The 11,717-nt window shown below is 68.6% G+C and carries 13 protein-coding genes; 7 read left to right on the top strand and 6 right to left on the bottom strand.

What is annotated here, in order from left to right:
• The first annotated feature begins 55 nt into the window (after positions 1-55).
• From rpmB to ACWGCN_RS07925, 3 genes are all read left to right on the top strand, one after another.
• A complete protein-coding gene (gene rpmB, locus ACWGCN_RS07935) occupies positions 56-247 on the top strand; it encodes a 50S ribosomal protein L28 (RefSeq protein ID WP_011210730.1) in 192 nt (63 codons plus the stop codon).
• Between the two features lie 99 nt (positions 248-346).
• A complete protein-coding gene (locus ACWGCN_RS07930) occupies positions 347-853 on the top strand; it encodes an N-acetyltransferase family protein (protein ID WP_452459726.1) in 507 nt (168 codons plus the stop codon).
• Positions 854-862: 9 nt separating this feature from the next.
• Entirely contained in the window at positions 863-1,651 is a 789-nt protein-coding gene (locus tag ACWGCN_RS07925; protein ID WP_452459725.1) for an enoyl-CoA hydratase/isomerase family protein, read from the top strand.
• A 201-nt stretch (positions 1,652-1,852) separates the two neighbouring features.
• Here the strand turns inward: ACWGCN_RS07925 and ACWGCN_RS07920 are convergent, their stop codons facing one another.
• The 3 genes from ACWGCN_RS07920 to ACWGCN_RS07910 are packed head-to-tail and all read right to left on the bottom strand — an operon-like array spanning position 1,853 to position 3,853.
• Positions 1,853-2,104 carry a hypothetical protein gene (locus ACWGCN_RS07920; protein WP_266291645.1) on the bottom strand — a complete coding sequence of 84 codons (252 nt, stop codon included), beginning with the start codon at positions 2,102-2,104 and terminating at the stop codon, positions 1,853-1,855.
• 49 nt (positions 2,105-2,153) lie between these two features.
• On the bottom strand, positions 2,154-2,837 hold the full coding sequence (locus ACWGCN_RS07915) for a uracil-DNA glycosylase (RefSeq protein ID WP_358064032.1): 684 nt from the start codon (positions 2,835-2,837) through the stop codon (positions 2,154-2,156).
• Positions 2,838-2,848: 11 nt separating this feature from the next.
• Positions 2,849-3,853 (bottom strand): thiamine-phosphate kinase, encoded by a 1,005-nt coding sequence (locus tag ACWGCN_RS07910; protein WP_452453340.1) that lies wholly within the window; start codon positions 3,851-3,853, stop codon positions 2,849-2,851.
• Positions 3,854-3,972: 119 nt separating this feature from the next.
• On the opposite strand from ACWGCN_RS07910, the gene ACWGCN_RS07905 reads away from it, so the two are divergent.
• Positions 3,973-4,734 (top strand): DUF3515 domain-containing protein, encoded by a 762-nt coding sequence (locus tag ACWGCN_RS07905; RefSeq protein ID WP_452459724.1) that lies wholly within the window; start codon positions 3,973-3,975, stop codon positions 4,732-4,734.
• 66 nt (positions 4,735-4,800) lie between these two features.
• On the opposite strand, the gene ACWGCN_RS07900 is transcribed toward ACWGCN_RS07905, so the two are convergent.
• Positions 4,801-5,892: a D-alanine--D-alanine ligase family protein gene (locus ACWGCN_RS07900; RefSeq protein WP_378992123.1), complete on the bottom strand. Its 1,092-nt coding sequence runs from the start codon at positions 5,890-5,892 to the stop codon at positions 4,801-4,803.
• Positions 5,893-5,936: 44 nt separating this feature from the next.
• Positions 5,937-6,932, bottom strand: a complete 996-nt coding sequence (locus tag ACWGCN_RS07895) for an NAD(P)H-dependent glycerol-3-phosphate dehydrogenase (RefSeq protein WP_378992122.1) — start codon at positions 6,930-6,932, stop codon at positions 5,937-5,939.
• Positions 6,933-6,963: 31 nt separating this feature from the next.
• Between ACWGCN_RS07895 and cofC the strand changes: the two genes are divergently transcribed.
• From cofC to ACWGCN_RS07880, 3 genes are all read left to right on the top strand, one after another.
• Positions 6,964-7,635, top strand: a complete 672-nt coding sequence (gene cofC / locus ACWGCN_RS07890) for a 2-phospho-L-lactate guanylyltransferase (protein ID WP_452459723.1) — start codon at positions 6,964-6,966, stop codon at positions 7,633-7,635.
• A 72-nt stretch (positions 7,636-7,707) separates the two neighbouring features.
• On the top strand, positions 7,708-9,876 hold the full coding sequence (locus ACWGCN_RS07885) for an RNA degradosome polyphosphate kinase (protein ID WP_378992119.1): 2,169 nt from the start codon (positions 7,708-7,710) through the stop codon (positions 9,874-9,876).
• Between the two features lie 23 nt (positions 9,877-9,899).
• Positions 9,900-10,820, top strand: a complete 921-nt coding sequence (locus tag ACWGCN_RS07880; protein WP_452459722.1) for an NUDIX hydrolase — start codon at positions 9,900-9,902, stop codon at positions 10,818-10,820.
• 122 nt (positions 10,821-10,942) lie between these two features.
• Here ACWGCN_RS07880 and ACWGCN_RS07875 read toward each other — a convergent pair whose 3' ends face one another.
• Positions 10,943-11,593, bottom strand: a complete 651-nt coding sequence (locus ACWGCN_RS07875; protein WP_358105333.1) for an HU family DNA-binding protein — start codon at positions 11,591-11,593, stop codon at positions 10,943-10,945.
• Positions 11,594-11,717: the final 124 nt, after the last annotated feature.

Below are 11,717 nucleotides of genomic sequence, written 5' to 3'. Positions count from 1 at the left end.
TTCAGCGGGCATTACGTGCGCCGCTGTCCGCTTATGACATGAAGGAGCTCGCGACATGGCTGCCGTTTGCGACGTCTGCGCCAAGGGCCCCGGTTTCGGGAAGTCGGTCTCGCACTCGCACCGGCGCACCAACCGTCGCTGGAACCCGAACATCCAGACCGTGCGTGCGCAGGTTGCCCCTGGCAACACCCGCCGGATGAACGTGTGCACCTCCTGCCTGAAGGCGGGCAAGGTCGTCCGCGGCTGATTTTCAGCCCGTACATTCTGCCGACAATGCCCCGGCACCCCTCGTGGGTGATCCGGGGCGTTGTCGTACAACGGCCCCGCGCCCTCGAACGAGCGCGCCGTGTCTGACTGGCGGATCGCGCCGCTCACGGCGAACCGGGTCACCGAACTCGCCGCGTGCCACATCGCCAGCTGGCGTGAGGCCTACGACACGCTCGTGCCCGCCCACATCCTCGACGGCTTCGACCTCGAACGCTCCGCGATCAATTGGGAACGTCGTCGGGCCGCGGGCACCCACCGGTTGCCGGTCGCGCTGGCCGGCGACCGCCTGATCGGTTTCGCCGCCGGGCGGGATCTGCCCGTACCCGGTCGACCGGCGGACCGGTGCCCGTCCACCGAGGCCGAACTCGAAGCGCTCTACGTCCGCAGTGCCTGGCACGGCACCGGCATCGCCGACGCCCTGATCGAGGCGGCCGCCCCCGGATCGCCGTGCACCCTCTGGGTCTTCGCCGACTATCCGCGCGCCCACGCCTTCTACCGCAGGCACGGCTTCACCGACACCGGCAACCGCCGCACCGACCCGTTCACCCTGCTGCCCGAACAATTGTGGCGACGCGAGCCGGGTTAATGTGACGCCATGAGTACCACCGAACCGGTCGCCGCCGCCGAGATCATCGACGGCGTGCTCCAGCTGACCATCGCCACCTCCGCCGCGGGCACCTCGATGGATTTCGACCTGATCAACGCGGGCACCGCGGCCCTGCGCGCCCTCGACCCGTCGGTCGGCGCGATCCTGCTCACCGGCGCGGGCGCGAACTTCTGCGCGGGCGGCAATGTCCGCAATTTCGCCGGGGCCGATGACCGCGGCGCCTACCTGCACCAGCTGGCCGACGAACTCCACGAGTTCGTCCGCGCGCTCGCGGCCGCCCCCGTTCCCGTGATCGCCGCGGTGCAGGGCTGGGCGGCGGGTGCGGGCATGAGCCTGGTCTGCGCCGCCGACATCGCGATCGGTGGGCCCTCGACGAAACTGCGCCCCGCCTACCCCGGCATCGGCCTGTCCCCCGACGGCGGCATGTCCTGGCTGCTCCCCCGGATCGTCGGCCTGGGCCGCGCCAGCGAGATCCTGCTCACCGACGCCGTCCTCGACGCCGACGAAGCCGTCCGCCTCGGCATCCTGAGCCGCACGGTCGCCGACGACGATATCCGCGCCGAAGCCCTCCACCTGGCACAGACCTTCGTCAACGGCCCCCGCGCCACCTACTCGGCCATGAAAAAACTGCTGGCCCAGTCGCCCACAGCGATTCTGGACCAGCAGCTCGATGCCGAACGCGACAGCATCTCGGCCGCCGCGAACAGCGACACCGGCCGCGAAGGCGTCGACGCCTTCGTCGGCAAGCGCAAGCCGAACTACGTCGGCCTCACCTAGAAGCCACCAACTCCGACATAGAAGTCACCAACTCCCGCGACTGAACTGACCACCCCGGCGCGACCAACGCCACGCCGGGTGTCAGCCACCACGGGTTTTCGGCCGCCTCGCATCCGAAGGGCGAGACGGAACGCCGAAGGCGCAGTATCGCCCTTCGGATGTGAGGCCCTCAGGGCCGAAAACCCCGCGGCGCCAGCCGCTCTAACAAGCAGCGCCGAGGGCGCTGAAGGTGTTCTGCAGCAGGCAGGTCACCTTCGCGTTCACGCCCGAGGAGATCGTCGAGGTGCCGGTGGAGGTCCATTCCTCGCCGACCTGGGTGGTGGCCACCGGTGCGGCCTGCTCGTTGTAGGGCTCGAGCTGCAGGCCTGCGGCGGTGGCCGAGCCCGCGCCCGCGGTGATGGCGGCGGCGACGGCGGCGGTCGCGAGGGCAGCGCGAACGGTGGAGATGTGCATCGGGTTGTGCTCCTTCATCATTCTCTTCTGGTGCGGGCGACGCCCCGGGTCAGGGCAGCCGCCAGTCGACGGGGTCGGCGCCGAGTTCGTCGAGCAGTTCGTTGACCCGGGAGAACGGTCGTGAACCGAAGAACCCGCGCGAGGCGGAAAGCGGTGAGGGGTGCGCCGATTCGACATAGGGCACCTCGGCGTCGACCAGTGTGGGTTTCAGTGAGCGGGCGTCGTTGCCCCACAGCACCGCCACGAGCGGCTCGTCACGGGCGACCAGCGCCCGGATCGCCTGCTCGGTGACCGCTTCCCAACCCTTGCCCCGGTGCGAGGCGGGCGCGCCGGGGGTGACGGTGAGTACCCGGTTCAGCAGCAGCACACCCTGATCCGACCAGGGGCTCAGGTCTCCGCAGGTCGGCGTATCGAAGCCGAGATCCTTGCTGTATTCGGCGAAGATGTTGGACAAGCTGCGTGGAACCGGCGAAACCTGCGGTGTGACAGAGAAACTCAGCCCCATCGCGTGGCCCGGTGTCGGGTACGGATCCTGGCCGACGATCAGCACGCGCACCGCGTCGAACGGGCGCTGGAACGCGCGCAGCACGTTCTCCCCTTCGGGAAGATAGCCGCGGCCCGCCGCGTTCTCTTCGCGAAGGAATTCGCCCATTTCGCTGATGCGGTCGGTGACCGGCTCCAGTGCCCGGGCCCAGCCCGGATCGATGATCTCCGACAGTGGTTTGGCACCCATGACCGCACAACCTATCGTTCGCCGTCGGTGGGCGTGGCGTCCGCCCCACGGAACGATTCCCAGCCGGTGCCGCCGGTGGGTGTCACGCCGTCGACGGTGACGCCACTGCCTGCGGTTACTACGCCGATCGGCCGCCAGCCCGCGGGGAGCGCCACCTCGGCCGGCCAGGTTCCGGCGAAGGCGTGGTCTTCGCCGCCGGCCAGAATCCATTGCGCGGCATCGGCATCGAGCAATGTCGCGAGGGCCGCCAGTTCGGGGTCGGTCAGTGCCGCGCTGTGCACGTCGATCGCGACGTTCGAGGCGGCGGCGAGATGCCCGAGGTCGGCGAGCAGTCCATCGGAGACATCGGTGAGGGCGGTCGGGGGGTGCGCGCCGAACGCGTCGATCACCGCCGCGTACGGCGGCTGCGGAACACGATGCGTCGCAAGGGCATAGGTGAACTCGGGATCGGCGAGGTCCGCGCCGCCGGTCAGGACGGCCAGCCCGGCGCCGGACCAGCCGAGTTCGCCTGCCACCGCGACGATGTCACCGGCCACCGCGCCCGAGCGGGTGATCGCGGGCTGTCCGCCGAGGTCGCCGAACGCGGTCACCGAGACGATCAGCTGATCGCTGCGCACCAGGTCGCCGCCCGCGATGGAACCCCCGGCGCGGCCGGCCTCGATCCACATCCCGTCGGCGATCCCTTCGACCACGGACACGGGGGTGTCGGCCGGGCAGCCGAGCGCGACCACGAACGCGGTAGGCCGCGCACCCATCGCCACCACATCGGCGGCGTTCTGGGCGATGGCCTTGCGGCCGATGTCGACGGGCGAGGACCAGTCGAGGCGGAAGTGTCTGCCTTCGACGAGCATGTCGGTGCTCACCACGAACCGCCCATCGGGCGCCGCGACCAGCGCGGCGTCGTCACCGGGGCCGAGCAGCACGTGCGCGGCCTGCTCCCGACCGGCGTTGATCCGGTCGATCAAGGCGAATTCGCCCAGCTCACGCACCGTCTGCGGACGGCTGTCCTCGCTGATGACCGACCCCTTCCCGCTGTGCTGCTGACCGACGAAATCGCCCCGACGGTACCCTTTCGGAGGCGATCGGGCACCACCGACGGCGCAGGCGAACCAGCGAACGGAAGGACCACACAGCTATGGCGGACTCGACACCGGAGGATCGCGACGAGGCGACCACTCCCGACGACACCGCCGCTGCCGACCCGAATTCGTCCGGCGACGAGCCGACGTCCGACGACACACCGTCGTCCGGCGAAGGCGCCCACCCGGAACCCGCCGCCGAGCCGAGCCTCGCCGCCGACACAGACAGGGACGCGGGCGATTCGGAGTCCGACGACGAGGACGAGGACTCCGACGATGCCGACCTCGAGTCACACCACTCTCCCGCGCTGATCGCCACCGCGGTCGCCCTGCCCGTCGTCTTGATCGTCGCCGTCCTGGTCGCCGCCTTCATCGCCCTGCGCGCCCCCGTCGAACGCGAGCCCCTCGCCCTCGGCCCGGTCCCGGCCCCCGCCGCCGACGGCCCCGCCTGTCAAACACTGCTCCCGGCCCTGCCCGCCGAGCTCGGCGACTACACCAAGTCGACCCTCGTCGAACCCGCCCCGCCGGCCACCCGCGCCTGGCAGCTCCCCGACGGCGGCGATCCGATCACGCTGCGCTGCGGCCTCGACCGGCCCCTCGAGTTCAACCGCGCGTCACCGCTGACGGTGATCGACGGCGTGAAGTGGTTCCAGGTCCGCGACGAGGTCGGCAAGACCGGCACCTGGTTCGCCGTCGACCGCGAGACCTACATCGCGCTGACCGTCCCCGACGGCTCCGGCACCAGCGCGGTGCAGACCGTGTCCGACATCATCAACGCGAATCTGCCTGCCCGCGAACCGACTCCGGGCGAACTCTGAGCTAACAGACTGGTGCCGTGAGGCTTTCGCGCACAACCCCGCCGAAAGCCCTGCGGCCGAACAGGACTACCGCAGCCCGGTTCCGCGCGCGAGCGCCGTCTCGATCAGCGTCGACACCAGCGTCGGGTAGTCGATTCCGGTCGCTTCCCACATCCGCGGGTACTGCGAGATCGGCGTGAAGCCGGGCATCGTGTTGATCTCGTTGATCACCGGACCGTTCTCGGTGACGAAGAAGTCGACCCGCGCCAGCCCCTGGCAGTCGAGCGCGCGGAACGCCCGCACCGACAGCTCCCGGATCTCGTCGGCGACATCGTCGTCGAGCTTGGCGGGCACATCGAATTCGCACACGTCGTCGAGGTATTTGGTGGCGAAGTCGTAGAACTCGGGGGCGGCCGCGTCGGCATCGGGCATGCGGATCTCGGAGACGACGCTGCCGCGCACCTCACCATCGGCGAATTCCAGTACGCCACACTCGACTTCGCGTCCGACGATGCCCGCTTCGATGATCACCTTGGGGTCGTGCGCACGGGCGGCGGAGATCGCCGCGGCGAGATCGGCCCAATCGGTGATCTTGGTGATGCCGATCGAGGAGCCACCGCGCGCGGGCTTCACGAAGGCAGGGAGGCCGATCCGGGTCCGGTCGGCCTCGGACAGGGTCTCGGTGCCCGGCCGCAGCACGACCTGCACGCCGACGGGCAGCGATTCGGCGGCCAGCAATTTCTTGGTGAACTCTTTGTCCATGCCCGCCGCGCTGGCCAGCACGCCCGCGCCGACATAGGGAATCCCGGCGAGTTCGAGCATGCCCTGCAACGTGCCGTCCTCACCGAAGGGGCCGTGCAGGATCGGGAACACGACGTCGACATTGCCGAGGACGTCGCTCGAGTCGAGGGCGACCAGCGCACCGGAGCGGCCGGGGTCAGCGGCGAGGGTGAGAGCGGTTCCCGACGCGTCGACCTGCGGTTGCACGCCGTGGCTCAGCGCCAGCTCGCCGATCCCGTCGGCCAGTACCCAGCCGCCGGTCGGGGTGATGCCGATCGGCACCACCTCGTAGCGGGTGGGATCGAGGTTGCGCAGCACACTGCTCGCCGACACGCACGAGACGGCGTGCTCGCTGCTGCGCCCGCCGAACACCACAGCCACCCTGATCCGTTCCGTCATGAACGTCACCGTAGTAGGTTCTCGCCGCCGTGGCGCTATCGCCCTTATTCGGGCTTGATCCGCCTGCCGAGCAGGCTGCCGACCGCCTCGCTCACCGATAGCCCCTCATGACACACCCTGTGCACCGCGTCGGTGAGCGGCATCTCCACCCCGTGCTCGGCGGCCAGGGCCCGCACCGATGTGCACGACTTCACACCTTCGGCCACCTGCCCATTGGTCGCTTCCTGCGCGGCGCTCATCGTGCCGCCCGCACCGAGCGCGTACCCGAAGGACCGGTTGCGCGACAGCGGCGAGGTACAGGTAGCCACCAGATCGCCGACACCCGCCAACCCGGCCAGCGTCACCGGCTGCGCGCCCAGCGCCACCCCGAGCCGGATCACCTCGGCGAGCCCGCGCGTGATCAGGCTGGCCGCCGTGTTGTCGCCCAATCCCATTCCCGAAGCGATGCCGCAGGCGAGCGCGATGACGTTCTTGCACGCGCCACCGATCTCGCAGCCGATCACATCGGTATTGGTGTACGGCCGGAAGTACCCGGTGGCACACGCGCGCTGCGCGACCCCGGCCCGCTCGGTGTCGGTGCAGGCGATCACCGTCGCCGCGGGCTGCCGTTCGACGATCTCGTGCGCCAGATTCGGGCCCGACAACACCGCGATGCGTCCCGGCTCGGCCCCGGTGACCTCCGCGATCACCTGACTCATCCGCAGCAGCGTGCCGGTCTCGATCCCCTTGGCCAGACTCAACAGCGTGGCGTCGGACCCGATATCGCCCTTCCACAGATCCAGATTCGCCCGCAACGATTGCGACGGCACCGCCAGCACCACCAGATCCGCTCCGTCCAGCGCGACCCGATGGTCATCGGTGCCCCGCACCGGTGGCAACTGCACGCCGGGCAGGTAGAACGGATTGCGGTGCTCGGTATCGAGCGCCTGCGCCACCTCGGGCCGCCTGGCCCAGATCGTCACGTCGGTCCCCGCCTCGGCCAACACCTTCGCGAACGCCGTACCCCACGACCCCGCACCCATAACCGCCGCCCTCGTCATCAGCCCAATATGCCATGCAAGGATCGGAACCATGCACACCGTGCACGCCGTGATGGCGGTCAAACACATCGGCCGGGCCAAGAGCAGGCTGGCGAACGTGCTGAGCACCGAGCAGCGGGCCCAGCTCGTGCTCGCCATGTTCACCGACACCGCCGTTGCCGCCACCGCGGTGCCCGAGCTGTTGTCGCTGACCGTGGTCACGCCAGATCCGCTGGTCGCCGCCCGCGCGCGCGAGCTCGGCGCGCACGTGCTCGATGAGCCACCGGCCGGTGCCGACCCGCTCAACACCGCGCTCGCCGCGGGCGCCGCCCACGTGCGCGATCGCCACGGACCCACCGCGCTGCTCGCGCTGCAGGCCGACCTGCCCGCTCTCCGCCCGTCCGAACTGGCCGACGTTCTCACCGTCGCCGTCAGCGCGCGATCGGTGGTGATCGATCACACCGGTACCGGCACCGCCGCATTGCTGATCCGCGACACCACCGCGCCGCTGTCGCCCCGCTTCGGCGCCGATTCCGCGCGCGCACACCGCGACGACGGCGCCGTGCCGCTGCTCGGGCACTGGCCGGGCCTGCGCTGCGATGTCGACACCCCCGAGGATCTCGATCTCGTCCGCACGCTCGGCGTCGGCGAATTCACCACCTCGACGCTGCGTGAATTCGGATTCTCATCGCACAGAAGTGATCCCGTTCGCACTGTGTGCTAGCTGATCGCCACAATCGGACCGGTCGGAACGAATCGTGCAATGTCGTGATGCGCGGCGCCCGTTCCTCGAGGGATGATTGATCTCGTGAGCGATACGGAAACCATCAAGCAGCTGCCCCCGATTTCCCCGCCACCTGCGGCCGCCCTCGCCTCGGGCGGTGACGCGAGCGCGCAGCGGTTGCCCAGAGATCGCTACCTCAACCGCGAGTTGAGCTGGCTCGACTTCAACGCCCGTGTCCTGGCCCTGGCCGAGGACGCCTCGTTGCCGTTGCTGGAGCGAGCCAAATTCCTCGCGATCTTCGCGTCGAACCTCGACGAGTTCTACATGGTGCGCGTGGCCGGCTTGAAACGCCGTGCCGAGACCGGCCTGTCGGTGCGCTCGGCCGATGGTCGCTCACCGTCGGAACAGCTGGAGATGATCACCGCCCGTGCCCAGGAGCTCGCCGAGCGGCACGCGAAGGTGTTCATCGACGCGGTGAACCCGGCGCTGGCCGTCGAGGGCATCGACATCATCGGCTGGAGCGACCTCGACGACGATGAGCGCCAACGCCTGTCGAACTACTTCACCGACCAGGTGTTCCCGGTCCTCACACCGCTCGCCGTCGACCCGGCGCACCCGTTCCCCTACATCTCGGGCCTGAGCCTGAATCTGGCCGTGACCGTGCGTGATACCGGCACCGGCGGTGAGCACTTCGCCCGCGTGAAGGTGCCCGACAACGTCGACCGTTTCGTGCGCGTACGCCGCACCGGCGCGCCGTCGGCGATCGCGGCGTTCCTGCCGATGGAAGACCTCATCGCCGCCCACCTCGACCTGCTGTTCCCCGGTCTGACCGTGGTGGAGACGCATTCGTTCCGGATCACCCGCAACGCCGATTTCGAGGTCGACGAGGACCGCGACGAAGACCTGCTGCAGGCGATGGAGCGCGAACTCGCCCGCCGCCGCTTCGGCAAGCCGGTGCGCCTCGAGGTCTCCGACGACATGACCGAGCACATGCTGGAACTGCTGTTACGTGAGCTCGAGGTCGACCCCGCCGATGTGATCCAGGTGCCCGGCCTGCTCGACCTGTCCTGCCTGTGGCAGGTCTACGGTGTCGACCGCCCCGAGCTGAAAGACGCGCCGTATGTTCCAGCCACTCCGGCGGCCTTCGGCGAGCGCGAGACTCCGCGCAACGTCTTCGCCGCGCTACGCGAGGGCGACGTGCTGGTGCACCACCCCTACGACTCCTTCTCCACCAGCGTGCAGCGCTTCATCGAACAGGCCGCGGCCGACCCGCAGGTACTGGCGATCAAGCAGACGCTCTACCGCACCTCCGGTGACTCCCCCATCATCAATTCGCTGATCGAGGCCGCCGAGGCGGGCAAGCAGGTCGTCGCGCTGGTCGAGATCAAGGCCCGCTTCGACGAGCAGGCCAACATCAAATGGGCACGCGAGCTGGAACAGGCGGGCGTGCACGTGGTCTACGGCCTGGTCGGTCTGAAGACCCACTGCAAGACCTGCCTGGTGGTGCGCCGCGAGGGTTCCACGATCCGGCGCTACTGCCACATCGGCACCGGCAACTACAACCCGAAGACCGCGCGCCTGTACGAGGACGTGGGGTTGTTCACCGCCGCACCGGAGATCGGCGCCGATCTCACCGACCTGTTCAATTCGCTGACCGGCTACTCCCGCAAGGAGGACTACCGCAATCTGATGGTCGCGCCGCTGGGCGTGCGCGCGGGCATCATCGAGCGGATCGATCGCGAGATCGAACTGGCCGGACAGGGCGCGGCCGCCCGGATCCGGATCAAGGCCAACGCGATCGTCGACGAGCAGATCATCGACGCGCTCTACCGGGCCTCCCAGGCGGGTGTGCCGGTGCAGATCGTGGTGCGCGGCATCTGCGGCCTGCGCGCGGGTGTGCCCGGTCTGAGCGAGAACATCGAGGTGCGGTCGATCCTCGGCCGGTTCCTGGAACATTCCCGGGTCATGGAATTCGGCGCGCAGGAGCAGACCTGGATCGGCAGCGCCGACATGATGCACCGCAATCTCGACCGCCGCGTCGAAGTGATGGTGCAGGTGAAGGATCCCAAACTCGTCGATCAGCTCGCGCAGGTGTTCGATTCCGCGCTCGATCCGGCGACCCGCTGCTGGATCCTGCTGCCGGACGGCACCTGGCAGGCCAGTCCCACCGATGTCGAGGCCGACCAGGTGCGTGATCACCAGGCCTTCCTCATGCGCCGGCGTCGTCCCGATCAGCCGTGAGCGCACAGAGCAAGGATGCGTCGTTGCGTGACCCCCGCGTACGGCCCAATATCCATGCCGCGGGGGCGGTCCTGTGGCGTGCGGGCGCGCTCGGCCCGGAGATCGGCGTGATCCACCGGCCGAAATACGGCGACTGGTCGCTGCCGAAGGGCAAGCTCGATCCCGGCGAGACCCCGGTGGTCGCGGCCGTGCGCGAGGTGGGCGAGGAAACCGGCCTCGCTGCCACGCTGGGGCGCTATCTCGGCCACGTCACCTATCCGATCCCGGGCCACCGTCAGCTCAAGCGGGTCGACTACTGGGCTGCCGAGGCGGCCGACGGCGACTTCGCCGTCAACGACGAAGTCGACCAGCTGCGGTGGTTCCCGTTGGCCCGGGTGATGGACCAATTGTCGTATCCGATGGATCGCCAGATCGTGCGGATCTTCGCGCGGCTGCCCGCCCGCACCAACACGGTGCTGCTGGTGCGCCACGCCAAGGCGGGCAAGCGCAACCGCTTCGACGGACCCGACGAGTTACGGCCGCTCGAGGCCGCCGGGGAACAGCAGGCGAAGGCATTGACGCCGAATCTGTTGGCGTTCGGCGCATCCGAGATCTATTCCGCCGATCCCCTGCGCTGCATCCAAACCGTGACCCCGTTGGCGGAACAGCTCAACGCCGAAATCAATTGCGAGCCAATGTTTTCCGAGCAAGGTTACGATTCAGCGAAAAGCACGGCGCGGCAACGATTTCTGTCGTTGGTAACAGATCGGGGGGTGCCGGTCGTGTGTAGTCAGGGCGGGGTGATTCCCGATCTCACCCAGTGGCTGGCCGAGCAGGGCGGGCTCACGCTGCCCTCGGCGCGCAATCGCAAGGGCAGCGTCTGGGCATTGTCGTTCGTCGCGGACCGATTGGTCGCGGCGGACCATATGGACCGTTCGTTGTCGACGGCAATCGTCACCACCTGAGTCACCCGGACCGGCTCGGAAACAGCCGAAACGGCCCCGGGATTCCCGGGGCCGTTCTCGGTCCAGTGGTGGGTGATGCGGCCTACGTGCACATTCCCCGACCTGATCCCGCTGCGGCAGGATCAACGAGCACGACGGGCGGCAGTCTTCTTAGCAGCAGTCTTCTTGGCGGCAGGAGCCTTCTTCGCAGCGGTGGTCTTCTTGGCGGCCGTGGTCTTGGCCGCCGTCACCTTCTTGGCAGGAGCCTTCTTGGCCGCCGTCACCTTCTTGGCGGGCGCCTTCTTGGCCGCCGTCACTTTCTTTGCCGCCGTGGTCTTCTTGGCGGCAGGTGCCTTGGTGGCGGCCTTACGGGCCGTGGTCTTGGCCGGACCCTTGGACGGCGTGGCCTTCTTGGCCGCGGTCTTCTTCGCCGCGGTCTTCTTGGCTGCCGCCTTCTTCGCCGCCACCGGGGCATTCACGCCCCGCTTGACGGCAGGCCCGGACGAGGCCAGCTTCTGCTTACCCGCGATGACTGCCTTGAACTGCGCGCCCGGCCGGAAGGCAGGCACCGAAGTAGCCTTCACCTTCACGGTTTCACCGGTACGCGGGTTACGGGCAACCCGGGGAGCACGCTTGCGCTGTTCGAACACACCGAATCCGGTGATGGTGACGCTCTGACCCTTGTGCACGGCACGGACGATGGTGTCGACAACATTCTCGACAGCCGCGGTAGCCGTCCGCCTGTCCGTACCCAACTTTTCGGTCAGAACGTCGATCAGTTCCGCCTTGTTCATTGAATCCTCCGCAGACTAATGGCCCGTCGTCGGACCGACTAGGTACCACGGTAAACCCAGTTTGAGCAAGAGTCTATGTGCCACGCCAAAATTCATGTGGTTTAGCACACGTCCAGCTACCGCC

This window comes from Nocardia sp. NPDC055050 (assembly GCF_053608345.1).
The sequence above is the reverse complement of the archived record's forward strand: the minus strand, read 5'-3'. Positions and strand labels throughout refer to the sequence as shown.